The sequence below is a fragment of the Stenotrophomonas sp. SbOxS2 genome, assembly GCF_013416715.1.
Lineage (GTDB): Bacteria > Pseudomonadota > Gammaproteobacteria > Xanthomonadales > Xanthomonadaceae > Stenotrophomonas > Stenotrophomonas lactitubi.
The window spans coordinates 284,742-307,233 of sequence record NZ_JAAVXD010000002.1; the positions used below are offsets into that span (position 1 = coordinate 284,742).

The following is a 22,492-nucleotide window of genomic DNA, read 5'->3' on the forward strand; positions in this document are numbered from 1 at the left end:
GTGACCGCCGGCACGCCGCTGCTGCTGCCACCCGACCTGCGTGCGCGGCTGCGTGCGCTGCGGCTGTTGCCACGCCGGGCCAGCGGCGCAAGCGGCATCGGCCAGCACGCCAGCCGCAGCCGCGGTGCCGGCCTCGAGTTCGCCCAGTACCGTGCCTACGAGCCCGGCGACGAACTGCGCCAGATCGACTGGAAGCTGTACGCGCGCTCGGACCGCTTCTTCGTGCGTGAATCCGAGCGCGAAAGCCCGATCACCGTCTGGTTGCTGCTCGATGCCACCGCCTCGGCGGGCCAGGCCGACCGCGCGGCTCCTGGACGCAGCCGCCTGGACCACATGCGGCAACTGGCAGCCTGCGTGGTCGAGCTGGCGCTGCAGCAGGGTGATCGCTTCGGCCTGCTGGCCATCGATGGCGAAGGCCTGCAACTGGTGCCGGCCGCGCATGGCGCGCGCCAGCGCGACCGCGTGCACCTGCAACTGCATGCCCTGCAGGCGCGTGGCGGATGGCCGGGCGCCGAGCGCTTACGCCCGTTGTGGGAACGCGTGCGCCCTGGCGATCTGCTGCTGGCCATCGGCGATGGTTTTGATGACGAGGGCATCGTGCTGCTGGAGCAGCTGTCCAGCGCGCGCCGCGAGGTGATGCTGCTGCAGGTGCTGAGCGCCGACGAACGCGATTTCCCCTTCGATGCTGGTCACCGCTTCCGCGATCCGGAAACGGGCGATGAACTTCTCGGCGATGGCGCCGCGATCCGCGCTGATTACCTGCAGCGCTTCGCCGAGGCCCATGCCGCGCTGCGGGCGCGGTTGCAGTCCAGTGGCATCGCCACCGCCACCGGTTGGCTCGACCAGCTGCTGGACCAACCGCTGCAGGCGCTGTTCGGCCGCAGGGGCGGCGCATGAGCCTGCTGTTTCCGCTGGGCCTGGCCGCGCTGGCCGCATGGCTGTTGCCACTGCTGATCCACCTCGCCCGTCGTCATCCCTATACGCCGCTGGATTTCGCCGCGCTGCGCTGGCTGCGCGCCCAGGTACGGCCACGCCAGCGCATCCGCTTCGATGATTGGCCGCTGTTGCTGGTGCGCCTGCTGTTGCTGGCCGCATTGGCCCTGCTGCTGGCGCGTCCGGCGCTGACCGGTCCTGCACCGGTGCCAGCGGCGTGGACGGTGGTGGCACCGGGCCTGGACGCGAACGCACTGCGCGGCAACGCCGATGCACGCAACTGGCATTGGCTGGCGCCGGGCTTTCCGCCCATCGACCAGCCCACACCGGTGGACGCGGCTTCGCTGCCCAGCCTGCTGCGCGAGCTGGATGCGCAGCTGCCGGCCGGCACCGCGCTGACCGTACACGTACCCGATCCCTTGCCAGGCCTTGATGGTGCCCGCCTGCAGTTGTCGCGCGAGGTGCAGTGGCAGCCGCACACGCTGGCCGTCACTGCAGTGCCGCACGCCGCCGTGGCGCCACGCCTGCGTACGCGTAGTGATGCCCCAGCGGCTGCGCAGCACTGGCTGGGCGCGTTGCAGCGCGCATGGAGTACGCAACCACTGGCGGCGCCCTTGGCCGACGATGCGTTGCCGGGTCGCGGCGAGATTGGCGTGTGGACCGGCGCCGATGTACTGCCTGGCACCTGGCAGCGCTGGCTGCAGCGGGGCGGCACGGTGCTGACCGCTGCCAAGCCGCCCGCGGGCGCAGCCGTCCTGCTGCGTGATGCAGACAATGCACCGCTGCTGTGGCAGCAGCGCATCGGCACGGGCCGCCTGCTGCATCTTCCCGGCGAATGGAACGTGGCCCGCAACCGTGCACTGCGCGATGACCGCCTGCCGCGAGACCTGCTGCAGGCCCTGCAACCGCCATCAACGCCACGGCTGGGTGATGCGCAGGACCAGGCACCACGTCGCGCGATGATGCCCGCGGCAGCGCCGCCCCTGCGTGAACCGACCTCCTGGCTGCTGCTGATGATCGTGCTGCTGTTCGCGCTTGAGCGCTGGATGGCGAGCAGCGCGCGACGCAGGGCCGCACCATGAAGACGCTGCAACAGGCATGGCAACACGCACGCCGGCGCCGCGCCGCGATCACCGTGCTGCTGGGCCTGCCATGGGCGTTGGCGGCGGCGGCACTGGCGCTGCGCCTGTCGGGTTTTGATATCGCCTGCGTCGTGGCGACCGTGGCCCTGCTCCTCATTGCGGCCGTGGCAAAGACCCGCGCCCGGCAGCTGGACCGGCGCTGGCTGCAGCGCAGGCTGGATGCCAGTGGTGCCAGCGAGGACAGCGCCGACCTGCTGTTCGCCAACGCCGCCACACTCAATCCACTGCAGCAACGCCAGCGCACGCACGTGCTGGCGGCGCTTGAACGCAACCTCCCCGAGCTGCGACCACGTTGGCCGCGCAGGGCAGTGGCGCTGTGCTGGATCGGCGGCATCGCCGTCGCTGTGCTGGCACTGGGCTGGCCGCACAACGCCGCACCGGGCACCGCCGCCCTTGCGACGCCACAAGGCAGCAGCCAGGCCGGTCCACTGCGCCTGCAGTCCACCCGCCTGCACATCGATGCACCGGCCTACACCGGCCAACCCACGCGTACGCAGAACGCACTCGACGCGAAGGTCGCCGCCGACAGTCGCCTGTCCTGGTCGCTGCGCTTCGACCGTGCACCCAGCAAGGCCTGGCTGCAGTTCCACGATGGCCGTCGCCTGCCATTGCGCGAGCACGACGGCGAGTGGCAGGCGCAGGACGTGGCGCGCACCCCGGTGCTGTATCGCGTGGTCAGCGAACCGGCGCTGGCCGACACCCGCCTGCATCGGCTCGACGTGGTGGCCGACCGTGCGCCCACGGTGCGCGTGATCGACCCTGCTGCCAGCCTGGTGTTGGGCAGCCCCGGGCAGCGGAAATGGACGCTGCGCTTCGAGGCCAGCGACGATCATGGCGTCCTCCCGCAGGCGACGCTGTCGATCACCACCACCCAAGGCAGCGGTGAGAACATCACTTTCGTCCGGCGCAGCGTGACCCTCAACGGCAGCGGCGAGGCGACAGCACGGCGCTTTGCCCACACCCTCGACCTGGCCGCTCTGGGCGCACAGCCCGGCAACGATGTGATCGCCCAACTGGAAGTGCGCGACAACCACGCACCGACAGCACAGGTCGGCCGCAGCAGCAGCGTGATCCTGCGCCTGCCCAGCACCGAAGCGGTGCTCGGTGCCGAACTGGAAGGCCGCATCAAGAAGACCCTGCCTGCGTACTTCCGCAGCCAGCGGCAGATCATCATCGATGCCGAGGCGTTGATCCGCGAACGCCGGGGCGTTGCCGCCGATACCTTCATCAAGCGCAGCGATGCGATCGGCGTCGACCAGCGCATCCTGCGCCTGCGCTACGGCCAGTTCCTGGGCGAGGAAAGCGAGGGCGCGCCGAAGCCACCGCCGACCAGCGACCTGCCCACCAGCGATACCCCCGCGGCCGACGCGCACGATGACGATCATGAGCACGATCACGAGGCGCAGGCAGGCGCACATGACGAGCACGGCCACGACCACGGCGGCGCGGCCAACGGCAGAGACACGCCGCCGGTGTTCGGCAGTGCCACCGACGTGCTGTCCGAGTACGGGCATACCCACGACCACGCCGAGGCAGCGACACTGCTTGACCCGCAGACGCGCGCCACACTGAAGGCAGCACTGGACCAGATGTGGTCGGCCGAAGGCGAGCTGCGCCAGGGGCGCCCCGAGCAGGCCCTGCCGTTTGCCTACAAAGCGCTGGCATTCATCAAGCAGGTGCAGCAGGCCGAGCGCATCTACCTCGCCCGCGTCGGCCCGGAGCTGCCGCCGATCGACGAGGGCCGACGCTTGAGTGGCGACCGTGCCGGGTTGGCCAGCCGCGCACTGCCGCTGGCCGCGCGCACGCCCCTTGACCCAGCCGTCGTCGAGGCCTGGCAGCGATTGGGCGACGAGGGCGGTACGCCCGACCTGAACATGCTGGCCGCTTGGCAGCAGCGCAACAGCGCCTTCCTGCCCGACGCACTGGACCTGGCTGCCGCCATCGAGCAACTGCGCATCGAACCCGGCTGCACCGAGTGCCGACAGCGCCTGCGTGCGCAGCTGTGGCGCGCACTGCAGCGGCCACTGCCGCAGGTGATGCGACGCAGTGCAGCCGATGCCATGGGGCAGCGCTACCTCGACGCGCTGGAGGCCCAGCCATGAGCACATCGGCATTGAATGTGTGGATCGCGCTCGTGCTGGGGCTGATCGTGCTCGTCGCCAGTGCCCGCCAGCTGCGTTCGCCCACGCGGGGTCGCGGCCGTCTGATCGCCGTACTCACGCTGCAGGCCGCCGCCGCTGCGCTGCTGTACGTCTGCCTGCTGCCGCCATCACAACGCGTTGCCCCGACCGGCCTGGTGGTGATCGGCGCTGAGGCCGACAAGGCGGGTGCGCTGCCGGCCGGCGCAACCCGGGTTCTGCTGCCGGAAGCAACGAACGTGGCCGGTGCAGCGCGCGTGCCGGACCTGGCCACCGCATTGCGCCGCTATCCGTCCTCTACGGTGACCCTGGTCGGAGCCGGTCTGGCCGCGCGTGATCGCGATGCCGCACTGCCCACCGATACGCGCTGGCAGGCAGCGCCTGCACTCAACGGTTGGATCACGCTGCAGCCGCCTGCGGACGCAGCTCCCGGTGCCCGCTTCGATGTGCACGCACAGGCACGCGGCGTGGAACGCGCGCAGGCCGAACTGCTGGACCCGGCTGGCGCCGTGGTCGATCGTGCGCCGCTGGCAGCCGATGGCCGTGTGCAGCTCAGCGGCGTCGCCCGCGCCGAAGGCCGTAGCGTGTTCCAGCTGCGCCTGCTGGATGCGCAGGGCCATGTGGCCGACAGCGTGCCGGTGCCGCAGCAGACGCTGGCCGCCGCTCCGCTGCGCCTGCTGGTGCGCTCTGCTGCACCGGGCGCCGAACTGAAGTACCTGCGCCGCTGGGCCACCGATGCCGGCATCCGCGTACAGCTGCAGGCCGAGACCGGCGCAGGTCTCAGCGTGGGCGATGGCAGCGTGGCGTTGGACGCAGCCACGCTGGCGCGCAGCGACCTGCTGCTGCTCGACGAACGCAGCCTGGCCGCACTCGGCGCCGGTCAGATGGCGGCCGTGCGCCAGGCCCTGCGCGACGGCCTGGGCCTGCTGGTGCGCAGTACCGGCGCGCCATCGGCCAGCGCACGGCAACGGCTGCGCGATCTGGGCCTGCCGCTGCAGGGCGATGCCGGCAGCCAGCTCGCGGCAATGGCCGCCGAGGGTGACGCGACGATGCTGCAGGCACGTCGCGGGCCCTTGGCCGCCGGCACCCTGGCCACCGGTGATGGCGAAGAAGCCGACCGCGCGTCGCACGTAGCGGCACTACCGGCGCTGGAGTACCTGGCACTGCAGGCTGCCGACAGCCGCGCCCTGCTGCAGGATCGCGACGGCAAGCCCATCGGCGGTTGGCGCGCCGTCGGCAAGGGTCGCATCGGCATGCTGCCGATCACTGACAGCTGGCGCTGGGTACTGGCCGGTCGCGAGGATCGCCACGGCGAGTTGTGGAGCTCAGTGTTCGCCACCCTGGCACGCGCGCAGGCTGGCACCGAAGGCCCATGGTCGCCACAGGCACTGGCCTGGGTCGGCGAACGCCAGTCGCTGTGTGGCATGCAGGCACCGCTGCAAGCCTTCGACACACACGGCAAAGGCGTACCGCTGATCGTCGACGGCAGCACCGGCGCGGCGCGATGCGCAGGCTGGTGGCCACGCCAGGCCGGTTGGCAGCGCCTGCGGCATGGCGACCGCCTGCACTGGCGCTACGTGTTCGATCCGAAGCAGGCCTCGGCGCTGCACCGGCAGGCGATGATCGATGCCACCGCGCAGCGGCTGGCTACTTCCGCACCGGCTACCGCGCAGGCGGACCAGCGCGTGCCGGGGTCGCGCTGGCCGTGGTGGTTGGCGTTCGTGCTGTGCGCATCGCTGCTGTGGTGGCTTGAGCGGCGACGCTGATTGGAACGCAAGCACCATCCACGCATGGCGTGGATCTACTGACTCGGAATGCGCCGTTCAACGTTTCCCCGCGCGCCGGTACACACCATTGAACCGCACGTTCATGCCGCCGCACTCGCTGTTGTCGGCCACGATCAGCACGTCCCCCAACAGCTGCGCGTGCACCGTGCAGGTGTCCTCCACGAAGTCGACCTGGGCGCCATGCGGCACCGCCTGCGCGCTCACCGCGCCGATGTTCGGGCCGCCCGGGCGCTCGGCCGGCGTCGGGTTGGCCGAGGGCCAGTAGGCATCGCCTTCCACGTGCAGCTGGCCGTCGCGCACGCGGATCCGCAGGCCGTTGTCACTGTCCTTCCAGTCTCCCGACCAGGCCTGCAGCGTAGGGGCTGGAACCGGCAACGCCTGCAGCTTGCTGCGATCCACCCAGCCTGCGCTGCCACCGACCTTGTTCGGGAAGAAGGCGCAGCGGTAACCGCCAAGATCGCGCCCGGTCACCACCGTATCGCCGCTCACCACGTAGCTGCGCTGGCGGCAGGCGGGTTCGCCCTTCGCGGGGCAGCCGTCCATGTCACCCAGCAGATACAGGCGCGGCGTGCCGACCACCTTGGCCAGGGCAAAGCCCGATTGCTCCGAAGGAAACGCGCCATTGCGGCAGGAGCCACCATCGGTCAGCTCGCTGGCGGAGGCGGCAAGCGGGCTCAGCGTCGCAAGCAGGAACAGGGTACGTCGCAGCATCCAGGCAACCTCGAAGGGAAGGTCCGCAGGATACCGCCTACTTCTGAGGCGGTGCCCCGCAACCGTCCTGCTGCGCGCAGAACTGCAGTGCGCGCCGTTGCTGCTCGGCGCTCAGTTCCGGTGGCGGCCGCGCGATGGCCGACTGGATCTGGTCCGGGCCACCGGTGAGCTTGTTCACTCCCTTTGCGGCCGCCATCACGCCCTTGACCACGCCCATCATGATGTAGCCCCCGGCCATGCTGACCTGTTCGGGCGACGGCGGCTCGCTCCAGTTGCGGCTGAAGCGGTTGTTCTCGGCCTTCAGCGGATTCTTGAAGCGGTACAGGTCCAGCGGCTGGTCGTCTTCAGGCTTGAGCGCACGCACTTCACCGAGGGTGGTGACGTTGTCCTGCGGCAGGGTGCTGGAAACCGGCGCGGTGATTGCTGCCGGTGCGTCCGCAGGGGGAGCAGGCGCAGGGTCGGGCACTGTCACCGGCGCGGCCTGCTGCGCCTGCGCGATGCCGGTCAGCAGCAGGCTGGCCAGAAGTGCTCCCTGCGTTCCACGTCGTGCCACAGCCATCCACCCTGTTGGTTGCGTCCAGCGACCAAGGATACGGATGCGGGCTTCAGATTTCGTTGGCGGTGGCACGGGCGTTCAGCGCACAGCGCGCCGCACTGAATGATTCACTCCCTCCCGTCACGGTGTCTCACATGCTGAGACCCATCTGTGGTGCCATGTGACCCCCTGAAAATCCTCTTCCCATGGCCTACGAACTCGCCAAGCGCACCGCCGATGCGGAGCAGCAGCTCGCTACCCGCGATGGCCTGCCCGCCCGCGATGGCGCCCTGCTCAGTGCACGCCTGCAGCGCCGCTACCAGGATCGCATCACCGGCAGTTTCGCCATTCCCGGCCGGGAAGGCCGCTACGCGCCGATTCCCGATTCCGTGCCACCGGCCCTGGCTGCGGCACTGAAGGCACGCGGCATCGAGCAGCTCTATAGCCACCAGGCCGAGGCCTGGGACGCCAGCCAGCGTGGCGAGCACGTGGCCATCGTCACCCCCACTGCCAGCGGCAAGTCGCTGTGCTACACCCTGCCGGTGGTCAGCGCCGCCATGCAGGACAAGGCCAAGGCGCTGTACCTGTTCCCGACCAAGGCACTGGCCCAGGACCAGGTGGCCGAACTGCTGGAGCTCAACCGCGCCGGCGACCTCGGGGTGAAGGCCTTCACCTTCGATGGCGACACCCCCGGCGATGCCCGCCAGGCGATCCGCCTGCATGGCGACATCGTGGTTTCCAACCCGGACATGCTGCACCAGGCGATCCTGCCGCATCACACCAAGTGGGCGCAGTTCTTCGAGAACCTGCGCTACATCGTCATCGACGAAGTGCACACCTATCGCGGCGTGTTCGGCAGCCACGTCACCAACGTGCTGCGCCGGCTCAAGCGCATCTGCGCGTTCTACGGGGTGCAACCGCAGTTCATCCTGTGCTCGGCCACCATCGGCAACCCGCAGGCGCATGCCGAGGCGCTGATCGAAGCGCCGGTCACCGCCATCACCGAATCCGGCGCGCCCAGCGGGCCGAAGCAGGTGCTGCTGTGGAATCCGCCGGTGATCAACCCGGACCTGGGCCTGCGTGCCTCGGCGCGCTCGCAGAGCAACCGCATCGCCCGCATCGCGATCAAGTCCGGGCTGAAGACGCTGGTGTTCGCGCAGACCCGGCTGATGGTGGAGGTGCTGACCAAGTACCTGAAGGACATCTTCGACCACGACCCGCGCAAGCCACCGCGCATCCGCGCGTACCGCGGCGGCTACCTGCCCACCGAGCGCCGCGAGACCGAGCGTGCGATGCGGGCCGGCAACATCGACGGCATCGTCAGCACCTCGGCGCTGGAACTGGGCGTGGACATCGGCAGCCTGGACGTGGTGATCCTCAACGGTTATCCGGGCAGCGTAGCCGCCACCTGGCAGCGCTTCGGCCGTGCCGGCCGCCGCCAGCAGCCTGCCCTCGGGGTGATGGTGGCCAGCTCGCAGCCGCTGGACCAGTACGTGGTGCGCCATCCGGACTTCTTCGCCGAGGCCTCGCCCGAACACGCGCGCATCGCGCCCGACCAGCCGTTGATCCTGTTCGACCACATCCGCTGCGCGGCGTTTGAACTGCCGTTCCGGGTCGGCGATGGCTTCGGCCCGATCGATCCGGAAGTGTTCCTGGAAGCACTGGCCGAAACCGAGGTGATCCACCGCGAAGGCGAGCGCTGGGAATGGATCGCCGACAGCTACCCGGCCAACGCGGTCAGTCTGCGCGCGGTGGCCGATGGCAACTTCGTGGTGGTCGACCGCAGCGATGGCCGCCAGCAGATCATCGCCGAAGTGGATTACTCCGCCGCCGCGCTCACGCTCTACGAAGGTGCCATCCACATGGTGCAGTCCACCCCGTACCAGGTGGAAACGCTGGACTGGGAAGGCCGCAAGGCCTACGTCACCCGCACCCACGTGGACTACTACACCGACAGCATCGACTTCACCAAGCTCAAGGTGCTGGACCGCTTCGACGGTGGCGTGGCCGGCCGCGGCGATTCGCACCATGGCGAAGTGCATGTGGTGCGCCGCGTGGCCGGTTACAAGAAGATCCGCTATTACACCCACGAGAACATCGGCTACGGCCCGGTGAACCTGCCCGACCAGGAACTGCACACCACGGCGGTGTGGTGGCAGTTGCCGCAGGCGCTGCTGCTGCGCGCCTTCGCCAGCAAGCAGGACGCGCTGGATGGTTTCCTCGGCGCGGCCTATGCGCTGCACATCGTCGCCACGGTGGCGGTGATGGCCGATGCACGCGACCTGCAGAAGTCGGTGGGCAACGGCGATGGCACCTGGATCGCGATTGCCGACCAGAGCGGGCGCGGCCAGCTGCGTGGCAGCGATGGCGAGCCGGGCGCGGTGGAACTGCTGCAGGAATTCGTGCCGACCGTGTACCTGTACGACAACTTCCCCGGTGGCGTCGGTCTGAGCGAGCCGTTGTGGCAGCGCCAGGCCGAGCTGGTACAGCGCGCGCGCGAACTGGTACAGCGCTGCGACTGCAGGGCGGGTTGTCCGGCCTGCGTCGGCCCGGTGCTGGCCGCGCAGGAAGAAGATGAAACCTCGCCGCGTGCGTTGGCGCTGCGCGTGCTCGACCTGTTCGATGCCGATGCCTGCCAGCATGTCGCCGACGCAGTGGTGAACACGCGCGACCCGGTGGAGCTGATCGCCCCGTGAGCCTGAGCCTGGACAAGCTGCGCCTGCTGCGGAAGCAGGCCGGTGACCCGAAAGCAGCCACGCCTGCCGCGCCGGCACAGGACACGCCACCGGCCCCCGTGGCCGCCAACGATGCGCGGCAGCCGCCGGCCGAGCGTTCGGTGTTTGCCTGGGTGGAACAGGAGATCCGCCACAAGCCGACCGGCCCGGCCACCTCCGCGCCTGCGCCGGCAACACTGCGACGGCCCGAGGTCGGCAGCCTGCATCGCCTGCTCGGCATGCGCTCGCGTGGCGGCCCGGCGCCGGCACGCGCCAATGCGCAGGACCGCCAGCTGCCCGGCGAAGAAATCGCGCCCGGCCTGTTCCTGATCGAGTCACTGCAGCCGCAGGCCATTCCCACCATGCCGCTGTCGCTGGCGTTCGCCAAGCGCGAAGACCAGCACGTGTCCGCGCGCGACCTGTTGTTCTTCGATACCGAGACCACCGGCCTGGCCGGCGGCACCGGCACCCGCGCCTTCATGATCGGCGCCGCCGACTGGCACGTGTGCCCACAGCGCGGCGAGGGCCTGCGCATCCGCCAGTTGCTGATCTCCACGATGGCCGCTGAAGAAGCCATGCTGGCCACCTTCGCCCGCTGGCTGCAGCCGCATACCGTGTTCTGCAGCTACAACGGCCGCAGCTACGACGCACCACTGCTGAAGACGCGTTACCGGCTGGCCAGGCAGGCCGATCCCATCACTGCGCTGGACCACGTCGACCTGCTGTATCCCACCCGCCGTCGTTATCGCGGTACGTGGGAAAACTGCAAGCTGTCCACCATCGAGCGGCAGCTGCTGCGCGTGGTGCGCGAGGATGATCTGCCCGGTTCGGAAGCCCCTGCTGCGTGGCTGCGTTTCCTGCGCGGCGGCGATGCGGTGAATCTGCGCCGGGTGGCCGACCACAACCACCAGGACGTGGTGACCCTGGCGCTGCTGCTGCAGCGGCTGGTGCGGGAAGAGCAGCGCGAGCGGGAGACGCTGGCGCTGGTTGCCGGGTAGATCGTGTGCAGTGCAACGCACCGCAGCTCCGCTGCGGCTTTTCCCTGGCGCTTCAGCCTGTAAACAGATTCCGCAGGCGTCCAACAAATCCACCTTGCGCAGGCGCGGTGCCTGGGTTGGACGTCTGGCCCGCCGCTGCGGTGATCCGTTCGGCAATGGCGTAGTGGTCCAGAGTCGACGCCAGGTGCGCGGCCAGTTCGTCCACGGCAACCAACAGCCGTTCCATGTCCTGTTCCGGGTCTGCATGGAACCAGTCGATGGTGAACTTCAGCGTTTCGCCGAACTGCTGCTCCAGCGGCGGCAGTGCCAGGCTGCGCAGCTGCATCAGCGAACCACTCCTCGCAGCATCGCGCACCCACCAGGACAAGAACTCAAGCGCTAGCCACCCTTCCGCGCCACCGTTCAGGTCGAACTCGATACCGATCAGCAGCTCATGGGGCAAGCTGCCTTCGCTACGCCGCAGCACGGCCAGCGGCAGGTCTGCATAGGGCAATTGCGACAGTTCGCCTACGGCCATCTCCGACAGATCATGCTTGGTCACCGACGCGCTGCGCACGCCAGGAATAGACGACACCACATCGGCCAATCGCTGGACACGCTCAACCATGGGTTTGCACCTCGGATTTCCTGGGGGGGGAAGACACTAACCGCTGCCCGCACAGGCTTCAATCAGATCGGTCGTGGGCACGGTGGCGTGCGTTGCGGTGCTTGCGCGGTACGGATTCAGGCCGCGTTGACACCACTGACACACGTCCCGGCGACACTGCCGCTACCGAACGTCACCCAGGAGTATTCCCATGCGTCGATCCTCCCTGTTGCTGCTTGCGGCCATCCTGCCGCTGGCGGCCTGCAGCCATGCCGGTGGCAACGCCTCCGCCGAGGTCGGCAGTCTGCCGGCCAAGGTGTCTGACGGCCCCCAGGAGTGCAAGCCTGAAAAGCTGGAAAGCTTTACCGGCAAGGTCGCCGACGAAGCGACGATCAAGAAGCTGGTGGCAGACAGTGGCGCGCGCAACGCACGCGTGGTCAAACCGGGCATGGCGGTCACCATGGACTTCCGCCAGGACCGCGTGACCGTGCAGGTGGACGCGCAGAACCGCATCGAGCGCGCCAGCTGCGGTTGATCAACCGGGGTAGTGCCGGCCGCTGGCCGGCACTACCGGTTCAGAGCCGCTCGGCCTTGCCGCTGGCCAGCGCACGCGCGATTACCTGCTCTGCCTGCTTCGCGGCCTGCGCCTGCAGGCGTGCCTGACGCTCGCCCAGTGCCGCCTGCTTGCTGCCCAGCGCGGCCTGCTGGCTTCCCAGCGCGGCCTGCTGGCTGGCGAGACGGCTCATCTCGCGGCTGCGCTCGGACTGCAGCGCCTGGTTGCGGGCAACCTGTGACGCGCGCTGTGCTTCAGCCGCTGCCTGCCGCGCAATCGCCGCATCATCCACCGCGCCACGGGTGGCCCGTGCCGCTTCGGCTGCCGCTTCACGGTTGATGTCGCGATCGTTGAGCGCACTGCGTGCAGCCCGTGCGGCGGCAAGGGCGATCTCACGCGCCTCTTCACCCTGCAGCCTGCCCAGCTCACCCTGCTCGCGGCCGAGCTGGCCCTGCTGACGACCCAACGCACTCTGCTGGCGCCCCAGTTCACTCTGCTGGCGGCCCAGATCGGCGGCGCCGGCATAGGCACGCTGCAACGACTGGATCAGCATCGGATCGCGCACCACGTAGCGCTTGTCACCCTGACGGAACCACAGCGCCGGGCCGTCACCAATCCGGCTGCGCGCCTGCATCACGTCGTCCATGCCGGCGTTGGCGAACGCCTGGCCATGATCGACCAGCACGAAGGCCTGCTGCGGTGGCGTGCCGAGATCGAGCTGGCCATGGGTGACGATGGTGGTTCCGGTGTGCGAATGGGTGCTCGTGTCCTGCTCCTCGTACTCGTCAGCATCGGCCGGTTCTTCCGGCTCAGCCGGCTCAGCCCAGTCGGCAGGCTCTGCAGGCACGGCGGCCGCTGGCGGTGCCGCGGGGGCCGCGGGGGCGGCAGGCGCGGCTGGCGGCGGCGGCGCTGGCACAGCACGCGGCGGTGCCGGCGGCACGGGCGGGACCGGAGCGGCGACCAGGCGCATCGGCGCCACACCCACGGCCAACACGACCAGGGTCAAGCCAACGGCCAGCAGGCGCGGGCACGCCCGGTGCGACTGCAGCGAGAGCAGGCGGCGCTTGAGGCTGGTGGTGCTGGGCGCTGCGCTGGCCACGCCGAGGTGCGGCTGCGGCGCCACACCCAGCTGCAGCAACAGGCGGCCATAGGCATGGCGGCTGGCGCCATGTTGGCCGACCACGGCCGCATCCACCGCTTCCTCGCGGGCCTGGGCGTATTCGCGCACGGCCAGGCGCAACAGAGGATTGAAGAAGAACAGATGCTGGGCCAGCGCCGGCAGCAGTCCCCACTGCAGGTCACGACGCTGCAGGTGCTGCAGTTCGTGGGTCAGTGCCAGATCCAGCGCATCGCCCTGCAGCGCGTTCATTCCCGCCGGCAGCAGCAGCACCGGACGGAACGGCCCGACCAGCTGCGGTGCGTCAACCTGGTCGCTCATCCACAGGCGTGGCGCGCGACGCAGGCCGTGCGCATCCGCGGCCAGCTGCAGCGCCTGCACCAGTGCCTGGTCCTCGCACGGATACGACGCTGCCAGCAGCGCGCGGCAACGGCGCCACTCACCGAAGGTGCGCAGGGCCATCAGCAGCACGCCGGACGCCCACAGCGCGGCCAGTGCAACGGCCCACCAGGCCACCGGCGTGCTGCCGACATCGCCCATCGGCGTGTTCGCCAGCAGGTGTGCCGATGCCTCCGGCGCCATCGTGTACATGGCGTCCGCGGCAAGATCCACGGTCGTCATTGCCACCGCATCGGGTGCGGGCAGCCAGGCCAGCTGCAGCGGTTGGCTCCACAACAGGCCGACCACGGCCTGCAGCGAAACCAGCCACCATAGGCGGCAACGGGTGGCCGCCGACAGTGTCGGCAGCGCGCGGCACAGCAGGTACACCAGCGCCACCAGCAACACGGTCTGCAGGCTCGTCCAGCCCAGCCGCTCCAGCATCGGAATCAACATCGAGGTATCCATGGCTCAGTCCTCCTGGCGACGCGATTGCAGTTCGGCCACCAGCGCTTCCAGTTCGGCCAGTTCGTTGTCGCTGACCTTCTGCCGCTGCGACAGGTACGCCACGAACGGCGACACCGAGCCCTGCAGGGTGTTGTCGACGAACTGGGCGACGGCACCCTGCAGCACGCTCTCCGGGCCGCGGGTGGGCTGGTAACGGTAGACACCCTGCTGCTGCCGGCGCTGCAGGTAACCCTTGGCGCGCAGGCGTTCCATCATCGTCAACACGGTGGACCGGGCCAGCCCGCGCGGTTCGCCATAGCCGCTGGCGACCTCGCCGACGCTGGCCGGCGCCTGCTCGTCCACATACTGCAGCAGGGCCAGTTCCTGGTCCCCGATGGTCTTGCCACGCATGACAACACTCCCTTGACTACACGTGTCGCTACTGTTGCCATGACGACACCTGTAGTCAACCCCCCGGAAGTCATGGGCCGACGAACGGTAGGGGGCGAAGCAGGGGTCAGATCCCTTTCGCATGCAGAAGGGATCTGACCCCGTCCTGCCCCGGTGCAGCTGCCGGCCAGCGGCCGGCACTACCACAGCGTCAGCCGCGCGGCCCGCCCATCACCGGCAGGATCACCCCGCTGATGTAGCTGGAGCAGGCCGGTGAGGCCAGGAACACATAGGCTGGCGACAGCTCTTCCGGCTGTGCCGGCCGGCCCATGTCGCTGTCCTTGCCGAACTCGGCCACGTCCTTCGCCTGCTTGTCGGCGGGATTCAACGGTGTCCATACCGGGCCCGGCGCCACGCAGTTGACCCGGATACCGCGCGGCAGCAGCTGGCTGGCCAGCGCCTTGGTGAACGCATGGATCGCGCCCTTGGTGGCCGAGTAATCGATCAGCGCCTTGCTGCCGAACAGGCCGGTTTCCGAACCGGTATTGATGATGCTGGCACCCTCGCCCAGATGCGGCAGCACCGCGCGCGCCATCTGGATGTAGCCGCCGATGTTGGTCTGCAGGGTCTCCTGAAGATGCGCGTCTTCCAGGTCCTCCAGACGCTCGCAATGCAGCTGGAACGCCGCGTTGTTGACCAGGATGTCGATGCCGCCGAAGGCCTTGGCCACCTGTTTCACGGCCTTGTTGCAGAAGCGCGGATCGCGCACGTCGCCGGCGATCACCACGCAGCGGCCGCCCTCCTTCTCCACGTGCTGGCGGGTCAGCTCGGCGTCCTTGGCTTCGTCCAGATGCAGCACCGCGACGTCGGCGCCTTCGCGGGCGAACAGTACTGCCACTGCGCGGCCGATGCCGGAATCGCCACCGGTGACGATCGCGCGCATGCCCTGCAGCTTGCCGCTGCCGACGTAGTCCGGTGCCAGGAAGCGCGGTGCCAGTTCCAGCGCATGCTCATGGCCTGGCTTGGCCAGTTGCTGCGCCGGCATCGTCTCCGGCTGACGGCGTGGGCCCGCCTGGGTGGCGGTCTTCTTGGTCGCCTTTTTCGTTGCCTTCTTCGCTGCGCGTACGTCCTTCGCTTTTTCCTGGTCCTGCAGGCGTCGCTGCCGCGCTGCCACACGCGCCGCGCGCGGATCGGAAACGGCGGCCTTGCGGGTGGCGGTCTTCACCACGCGTGGGCGCTCGGATGTGGCGGTCTCGGCGGGGGCTGGCGCCGCCTGGGCGCCCTTGCGCACCTTCGGCGATGCCTTGCGGCGGGCGGGGGTCTTCGTGGTGGTGGCCATGCAGGTCTCCTCGGGGGATGGGGGTTGCCGGCCAGCGGCCGGCACTACCGGGGCGCGTGCGCCGCAGTACCGGGGGCGGCGTGCGCCGCTCGTGCAGTGTCTCCACGCAGGCTGTTGGCGGCAGTGAGCGCACCGTGTCCATCGCGTGCACGGCATTCATTCCGCCACCACGCGCGTCGTCGCACCCTGCAGGCCACAACACGAGGAACGTCCCCATGAAACATGCCATTGCCACCGCCGCCGTCTGCTTCGCTCTCGCCGCCTGCAGCAGCAGCCCCGTCGCCCAGATCCAGCCGATCGACGGGGTGATTTCCGGCCAGTGCCATTCGGACATGGTGCGCGGCGCGGTCGGCCTGGCGGCATCGGATGCCACCGTCGAGCGTGCCCGCGTCGACAGCGACAGCCTGCACGTGCAGGTGCTGCGTCACGACGGTCCGCGCGTGCCGCCGGCCAGTGAAGGCGGTGAGCGCCTGACCATCGAAAAGGGCCGCACCAACAACATTACTGCCATCTACTGCGGCTGATCGTTACGACGCGCCGCCGCGCTTGGCCAGGCGCCGCGCCCGACGCAGCACTTTCAGCGTCGCCTGCTCCCACTGCCGCGGGCCGCGCAGGCCCGCCAGTGCAGTCAGCTCGCCGCGTTCCCAGCCGGCAAACACGCAGGGATCAATGTAGGCCTTGCGACATACTGCTGGCGTATTGCCCAGCCGCGCGGCCACCTGGCAGACCACCTCCCGCTGCGCCTTGGCCAGCGCGCGCTGGCTGGGCGGTTCGGGCAGCTCGGTGGCGGCGAAGGCCTGCACTGCCGCCATCGTGCCGCCCCAGGTGCGGAAATCCTTGGCGGTGAAGTCTTCGCCCATCACCTCGCGCAGGTAGTCGTTCACCGCGCCTGAATCCACCGGCTGCACCTCGTCCGCGTCGTCGCGATACTGGAACAGGGCCTGCCCCGGCAGCTGCTGCACGCTGCGCACCAGCGCGCCCAGCCGACGGTCGCCCACCGTCACCTCATGCAACTGGCCGGACTTGCCGCGGAAGCGCATGCGCACCCGGCCGCCCCGAAGCAGATCCAGGTGACGGTTGCGCAGCGTTGTCAGGCCATACGACTTGTTCTCCTGCGCATAGGTCTCGTTGCCCACGCGCACCAGCGTGTCTGCCAGCAGCGCCACCACCACCGCCAGCACCTTCTCACGGGGGAAGCCACTGCGCTTGAGATCGCGGCCGAGACGCCGTCGCAGCGCCGGCAACGCTTGGCCGAAGGCGATGATGCGGTCGAACTTGCCGGCATCACGCACCGCCGCCCAATCGGCGTGGTAGCGGTACTGCTTGCGCCCGCGCGCGTCGCGGCCGGTGGCCTGCAGATGGCCGTTGGCATGGGCGCAGATCCACACCGCGGTGTAGGCCGGGGGCACGGCCAGCGAGCGGATGCGCTGCAGTGTGGCGGCATCGCGTATGGCATGACCGTCGGCATCGCGATAGGAGAAGCCTTTGCCAGCGCGGACGCGGCTGAAACCGGGCTGTGTGTCATCGACGTAGCGCAGGCCGGCGGCGCGCGCGGCCTGGCGTTCGGGTGTAGGGGTGGCGGGCATGCCGTCAGTCTGCCGAGCGGCGCGGCGTGGCCACGTCAATAACGCAAGACAAACACGTGAGGGTGGGTTCGCCGCTATGCTCGGCCTTTCACCGTCCCATCCCTTCCGGAGTCATGATGTCGTTCCCGATCCGCGCCCGTTCCCTCTCCGCCCTGCTGCTGCCGGCCGTGCTGGCCCTGACCGCCTGCCAGGCGCCGTCGCTGGATGAGCAGGACTCGGCCACCGCCCACGCACAGCAGGCCGCCGAAGCCGCCAAGGCCCCGGCCGATGAAGCCGGCAAGGCCACCGAAGCACCGCCGGTTGGCAACTGCGACGCCAGCCAGGTGCAGAGCCTGGTCGGCCAGGCCTATACCGAAGCACTGGGCAAGCAGGCCCAGGAAGATGCAGCGGCCAAGCAGATCCGCGTCCTGCACCCCAATGACGTCACCACGATGGAGTTCGTGGGCGACCGCCTGAACATCGAGGTGGACGCAAAGGACGTGGTCAGCGGCGTCCGCTGCGGCTGACCCATCCCGCGCCGGCATGCGTTTGCCGGCGCTTTGGTTGCGGCTGCAACCGTGTATTGCGGCGTTGCAGCAACCTGTGATCTAGTCGAGGCATCCGGTGGCCTCATGATGCGCTCCAGGGAGTGAGCGGGCACGAGTGTCCCTGCTCATTTCATTACGCATCGAGGTAGAGATGGCCCCCCGCAACCGCCAAGGGCTTTACGACCCGCGCTCCGAGCGCGATGCCTGTGGATTTGGCATGGTCGCCCAGCTCGACGACCAGCCTTCGCGCCTGCTGGTCGATACCGCCATCGCCGCGCTTTCGCGCATGACCCACCGGGGTGGTGTCGCCGCCGACGGGCTGACCGGTGATGGCTGCGGCCTGCTGCTGCGCCGCCCCGATGTGTTCCTGAAACTGCTGGCCAGCGAAGCGGGCATCGCCGTCGGCGCGCGCTTCACTGCCGGCCTGGTGTTCCTGCCGCACGACGCCGACGCTGCGCAGGCGTGCCGCACACAGCTGCAGCAGCAGATCGAGGCGGTGGGTTGCAAGGTGGCCGGCTGGCGCGAGGTACCGACCGACGACAGCGTCTGCGGGCAACTGGCGCGCGATACCCTGCCGCGCATCGAACAGGTGTTCGTCGATGCCGGCGTGGGCCAGGATGACGCCGGTTTCGGCCTGGCCCTGTTCCTGGCCCGTCGCCGCAGCGAACAGCTGCTGCGTGCGCACGCCGACTACTACGTCACCACGCTCAGCCCCAATGCCATCAGCTACAAGGGCATGGTGCTGCCGGACAAGCTCAGCCGCTTCTTCCCGGACCTGCAGCGTCGCGAACTGGCCTCCAGCGCCATCGTGTTCCATCAGCGCTTCTCCACCAATACGCTGCCGCGCTGGCCACTGGCACACCCCTTCCGGATGCTCGCCCACAACGGCGAGATCAACACCATCGAAGGCAACCGGCGGTGGGCGCAGGCACGCAGCAAGGTGTGGAAGACGCCGCGCTTCGATATCGGCGAATTCGACCCGGTCATCTCCATGCACGGCTCGGATTCGCAGAGCCTGGACAACATGCTGGAACTGATGGTGTCTGCGGGCATGGAACTGATCCAGGCCCTGCGCATCCTGGTGCCACCGGCAACGCAGTCGCTGGAATTCAAGGACCCGGACCTGGCTGCGTTCTACGAATTCCACGGCCTCAACAGTGAACCGTGGGACGGCCCGGCCGGCATCGTTGCCTGCGACAGCCGCTACGCCGTGTGTACCCTCGACCGCAACGGCCTGCGCCCGGCGCGCTGGATGCTGACCGCCGATCGCCACTTCCTGGTCGCCTCCGAAGCAGGTGTGTGGGAAGTACCGACCGAGCGCGTGGTGCGCAAGGGCAAGCTCGGTCCGGGCGAGATGATCGCCATCGACCTCAAGCGCGGTGACCTGCTCGATTCGGAAGCCATCGATCGCATCAACCGCGGCCGTGCACCATACAAGCAGTGGCTGCAGCAGGGCGTCACCTACCTGCAGACCGAACTGATCGATCCCTCGCTGGTGGAGGAACCGTTCGACGAAAGCACCCTGCGCAGTTACCACAAGCTGTATCAGCTCAGCAGCGAGGAAGTGGAGCAGGTGCTGCGGCCGCTGGCCGAGACCGAACAGGAAGCCACCGGCTCGATGGGCGATGACACGCCGATGGCCGTGCTCAGCCAGCGCAGCCGTCCGCTGTACGACTACTTCCGCCAGGCCTTCGCGCAGGTCACCAACCCGCCGATCGACCCGCTGCGCGAAGACTGCGCGATGTCCCTGTCCACCCAGCTCGGCAAGGAGACCAACATCTTCCATGCCGGCCCGGAGACGGTGAACCACGTCATCCTCAATTCGCCGGTGCTGAGCCAGCGCAAGCTGCGCCAGCTGCTGAAGATGGACCAGTACGTGCAGGCCAACCGCCTGCTCGACCTGTCCTACAGCGAAGAGGAAGGCCTGCGTGCAGGCATCGAACGCATCTGCGCCGAAGCCGAACAGGCCGCGCGCGATGGCATGGTGATGCTGCTGCTGTCCGACCGCTACCCGGTGGCCGGGCGGCCGATGGTGCATGCGTTGCTGGCCACCAGTGCGGTCCACCACCACCTGTCGCGCCTGGGCCTGCGCTGCGACGTCAACCTGATCGTCGAGACCGGCAGCGCGCGCGATGCGCACCACATGGCCTGCCTGCTCGGCTTCGGTGCCACGGCGGTATACCCGTACCTGGCCTACCAGACCCTGTTCGACCTGGGTCGTCGCGGCATCCTCAAGCTCAGCAAGGGCGGCGAGCAGTCGCAGATCGGCCGCCGCTACCGCAAGGGCATCTACAAGGGCCTGTCGAAGATCATCTCGAAGATGGGCATCTGCACCGTGGCCAGCTATCGCGGTGCGCAGCTGTTCGAGATCATCGGGCTGGAACCGGAGGTCGTGGACCTGTGCTTCCCCGATACCGCCTCGCGCATCGGTGGCGCCGGTTTCGCACGCCTGGATGCCGATGCACGTGAACTGTGCGCGCAGGCCTGGGATGCACAGCAGGGCGTGGATGTCGGCGGCCTGCTGAAGTATGTGCACGGCGGCGAATACCACATGTACAACCCGGACGTGGTGACCACCCTGCAGCGCGCGGCGCGCAGCGGAGACCCGCGTGCGTGGCAGCAGTACTGCGATGCCGTGCATGCGCGCCCGCCCTCGGCGTTGCGCGACCTGCTGCAGCTGGTGCCGGCGGCGACGCCGACGCCACTGGACGAGGTGGCCCCGGCCAGCGAGCTGTTCCCGCGCTTCGATACCGCAGCGATCAGCCTCGGTGCGCTCTCACCGGAGGCACATGAAGCGCTGGCGATTGCGATGAACCGCCTCGGCGGCCGCAGCAATTCTGGCGAAGGTGGCGAAGACCCGGCGCGCTATGGCACCGACAAGCGCAGCAAGATCAAGCAGGTGGCCTCGGGCCGCTTCGGCGTCACTGCCGAATACCTGGTCAATGCCGAAGTGCTGCAGATCAAGGTCGCCCAGGGCGCCAAGCCCGGCGAAGGCGGTCAGCTGCCCGGGCACAAGGTCAATGAACTGATTGCGCGCCTGCGCTATGCCAAGCCCGGCATCGGCCTGATCTCGCCGCCGCCACACCACGACATCTACTCCATCGAAGATCTGGCGCAGCTGATCTACGACCTCAAGCAGGTCAACCCGACCGCGCTGGTGTCGGTGAAGCTGGTCAGCCATGCCGGTGTAGGCACGATCGCTGCCGGCGTGGTCAAGGCCGGTGCCGACCTCATCACCATTTCCGGCCACGACGGCGGCACCGGTGCTTCACCGGTCAGCTCGATCCGCTATGCCGGCGTGCCGTGGGAACTGGGCATCGCCGAGGCGCACCAGGCGCTGGTGGCCAACGACCTGCGCGGGCGCACCCTGCTGCAGACCGACGGCGGCCTGAAGACCGGCCTGGATGTGGTCAAAGCCGCGCTGCTGGGTGCGGACAGCTTCGGTTTCGGCACCGCGCCGATGATCGTGCTGGGCTGCAAGTACCTGCGCATCTGCCACCTCAACAACTGCGCCACCGGCGTGGCCACCCAGGACGAGCGCCTGCGCGAGAACCACTTCACCGGCCAACCCGAGCGCGTGGAGAACTTCTTCCGCCTGCTGGCCGAGGAAGTGCGCGGCTGGCTGTCGGTGCTGGGCGCACGCTCGCTGCAGGAGATCGTCGGCCGTACCGACCTGCTGCGCCAGCTTGAGGTCTCGCCACGCGAAGACGTGCGCGTGGATCTGTCGCGGCTGCTGGCCGACGCCAGTTACCCGGGCAGCCACTGCGCCGCACAGCGCCTGTACGAATCACCGGACAGCCTGGCCACGCAGATGGACGGCCTGCTGGCCGAGGCCATCGAGCACAAGCGCGGCGGCGAACACCGCTTCCTGATCCACAACACCGACCGCAGCATCGGCACCCGCCTGGCCGGGGCGGTGGCACGCGCGCACGGCAACCAGGGCATGGCCGAATCGCCGCTGGAACTGCGCTTCCGTGGCAGCGCCGGGCAGAGCTTCGGTGCCTTCAACGTCGGCGGTCTGCATCTGGAAGTGGAAGGTGAAGCCAATGACTACGTCGGCAAGGGCATGGCCGGTGGCCGCCTGGTGGTGCGACCGCCGCGTGGCGCACGCTTCGAGGCACGCAGCACCGCGATCATCGGCAACACCTGCCTGTACGGCGCCACCGGTGGCGAGCTGTTCGCCGCCGGCCGCGCCGGTGAACGTTTCGCCGTGCGCAACTCCGGCGCACTGGCGGTGGTGGAAGGCGCAGGCGATCACTGCTGCGAGTACATGACCGACGGCGTGGTGCTGGTGCTGGGCAAGGTCGGCCTCAACTTCGGCGCCGGCTTCACCGGCGGCCTGGCCTACGTGCTGGACGTGGACCGCGATTTCGTCGACCGCTACAACCACGAGCTGATCGACATCCATCGCGTGTCCGCCGAAGGTTTCGAGAACTACCGCCAGCACCTGCACCGCCTGATCGGTCGTCATCGCGAGCTGACCGGCAGCATCTGGGCGCAGCAGATCATGGACGAATTCCGCGATTACATCGGCAAGTTCTGGCTGGTCAAACCCAAGGCCGCCAGCATCGAGTCGCTGACCGAAACCCTGCGACGCGCCGCGTGAGCGCG

The 22,492-nt window shown here is 68.9% G+C and carries 17 protein-coding genes; 10 read left to right on the forward strand and 7 right to left on the reverse strand.

Annotated features, from left to right (window positions below):
• The 4 genes from HFK18_RS04455 to HFK18_RS04470 are packed head-to-tail and all read left to right on the forward strand — an operon-like array spanning position 1 to position 5,979.
• Positions 1–897, forward strand: a complete 897-nt coding sequence (locus tag HFK18_RS04455; RefSeq protein ID WP_180164650.1) for a DUF58 domain-containing protein — start codon at positions 1–3, stop codon at positions 895–897.
• A complete protein-coding gene (locus HFK18_RS04460; RefSeq protein WP_180164652.1) occupies positions 894–2,015 on the forward strand; it encodes a BatA domain-containing protein in 1,122 nt (373 codons plus the stop codon). Before HFK18_RS04455 ends, HFK18_RS04460 begins: the two co-directional genes overlap by 4 nt.
• On the forward strand, positions 2,012–4,177 hold the full coding sequence (locus HFK18_RS04465) for a hypothetical protein (RefSeq protein ID WP_180164654.1): 2,166 nt from the start codon (positions 2,012–2,014) through the stop codon (positions 4,175–4,177). The genes HFK18_RS04460 and HFK18_RS04465 overlap by 4 nt, the downstream gene beginning before the upstream one ends.
• Positions 4,174–5,979 carry a hypothetical protein gene (locus tag HFK18_RS04470; protein WP_180164655.1) on the forward strand — a complete coding sequence of 602 codons (1,806 nt, stop codon included), beginning with the start codon at positions 4,174–4,176 and terminating at the stop codon, positions 5,977–5,979. The genes HFK18_RS04465 and HFK18_RS04470 overlap by 4 nt, the downstream gene beginning before the upstream one ends.
• A 57-nt stretch (positions 5,980–6,036) precedes the next feature.
• Here HFK18_RS04470 and HFK18_RS04475 read toward each other — a convergent pair whose 3' ends face one another.
• Positions 6,037–6,711: a hypothetical protein gene (locus HFK18_RS04475; RefSeq protein ID WP_180164657.1), complete on the reverse strand. Its 675-nt coding sequence runs from the start codon at positions 6,709–6,711 to the stop codon at positions 6,037–6,039.
• A 37-nt stretch (positions 6,712–6,748) separates the two neighbouring features.
• Entirely contained in the window at positions 6,749–7,270 is a 522-nt protein-coding gene (locus HFK18_RS04480; RefSeq protein WP_089241765.1) for a hypothetical protein, read from the reverse strand.
• A 182-nt stretch (positions 7,271–7,452) separates the two neighbouring features.
• On the opposite strand from HFK18_RS04480, the gene HFK18_RS04485 reads away from it, so the two are divergent.
• Both HFK18_RS04485 and HFK18_RS04490 read left to right on the forward strand, forming a co-directional pair.
• Positions 7,453–9,942, forward strand: coding sequence for a DEAD/DEAH box helicase (locus tag HFK18_RS04485; protein ID WP_180164659.1), 2,490 nt, complete (start codon positions 7,453–7,455; stop codon positions 9,940–9,942).
• Entirely contained in the window at positions 9,939–10,958 is a 1,020-nt protein-coding gene (locus tag HFK18_RS04490) for a ribonuclease H-like domain-containing protein (RefSeq protein WP_180164662.1), read from the forward strand. Before HFK18_RS04485 ends, HFK18_RS04490 begins: the two co-directional genes overlap by 4 nt.
• A gap of 52 nt (positions 10,959–11,010) precedes the next feature.
• On the opposite strand, the gene HFK18_RS04495 is transcribed toward HFK18_RS04490, so the two are convergent.
• Complete coding sequence (locus HFK18_RS04495; RefSeq protein WP_180164664.1) at positions 11,011–11,565, reverse strand: hypothetical protein; 555 nt, start codon at positions 11,563–11,565, stop codon at positions 11,011–11,013.
• Positions 11,566–11,755: 190 nt separating this feature from the next.
• On the opposite strand from HFK18_RS04495, the gene HFK18_RS04500 reads away from it, so the two are divergent.
• Positions 11,756–12,079 carry an I78 family peptidase inhibitor gene (locus HFK18_RS04500; RefSeq protein ID WP_180164665.1) on the forward strand — a complete coding sequence of 108 codons (324 nt, stop codon included), beginning with the start codon at positions 11,756–11,758 and terminating at the stop codon, positions 12,077–12,079.
• A gap of 40 nt (positions 12,080–12,119) precedes the next feature.
• Here HFK18_RS04500 and HFK18_RS04505 read toward each other — a convergent pair whose 3' ends face one another.
• The 3 genes from HFK18_RS04505 to HFK18_RS04515 all read right to left on the reverse strand — a co-directional run bounded on the left by HFK18_RS04505 (position 12,120) and on the right by HFK18_RS04515 (position 15,768).
• Positions 12,120–14,060 (reverse strand): M56 family metallopeptidase, encoded by a 1,941-nt coding sequence (locus HFK18_RS04505; protein WP_180164667.1) that lies wholly within the window; start codon positions 14,058–14,060, stop codon positions 12,120–12,122.
• Positions 14,061–14,063: 3 nt separating this feature from the next.
• On the reverse strand, positions 14,064–14,450 hold the full coding sequence (locus HFK18_RS04510) for a BlaI/MecI/CopY family transcriptional regulator (protein ID WP_025876036.1): 387 nt from the start codon (positions 14,448–14,450) through the stop codon (positions 14,064–14,066).
• Positions 14,451–14,640: 190 nt separating this feature from the next.
• Complete coding sequence (locus HFK18_RS04515) at positions 14,641–15,768, reverse strand: SDR family oxidoreductase (protein ID WP_180164669.1); 1,128 nt, start codon at positions 15,766–15,768, stop codon at positions 14,641–14,643.
• Positions 15,769–15,983: 215 nt separating this feature from the next.
• On the opposite strand from HFK18_RS04515, the gene HFK18_RS04520 reads away from it, so the two are divergent.
• Entirely contained in the window at positions 15,984–16,292 is a 309-nt protein-coding gene (locus HFK18_RS04520) for a hypothetical protein (RefSeq protein WP_100461762.1), read from the forward strand.
• A 3-nt stretch (positions 16,293–16,295) separates the two neighbouring features.
• Here the strand turns inward: HFK18_RS04520 and HFK18_RS04525 are convergent, their stop codons facing one another.
• On the reverse strand, positions 16,296–17,354 hold the full coding sequence (locus HFK18_RS04525; RefSeq protein ID WP_180164671.1) for a DNA topoisomerase IB: 1,059 nt from the start codon (positions 17,352–17,354) through the stop codon (positions 16,296–16,298).
• Between the two features lie 116 nt (positions 17,355–17,470).
• Here HFK18_RS04525 and HFK18_RS04530 point away from each other — a divergent pair, with 116 nt between their 5' ends.
• Together HFK18_RS04530 and gltB are read left to right on the forward strand one after the other, a co-directional pair.
• Positions 17,471–17,860 (forward strand): I78 family peptidase inhibitor, encoded by a 390-nt coding sequence (locus tag HFK18_RS04530; RefSeq protein WP_100554325.1) that lies wholly within the window; start codon positions 17,471–17,473, stop codon positions 17,858–17,860.
• 172 nt (positions 17,861–18,032) lie between these two features.
• Positions 18,033–22,487 carry a glutamate synthase large subunit gene (gene gltB / locus HFK18_RS04535; RefSeq protein WP_180164673.1) on the forward strand — a complete coding sequence of 1,485 codons (4,455 nt, stop codon included), beginning with the start codon at positions 18,033–18,035 and terminating at the stop codon, positions 22,485–22,487.
• The last annotated feature ends 5 nt before the right edge of the window (positions 22,488–22,492 follow it).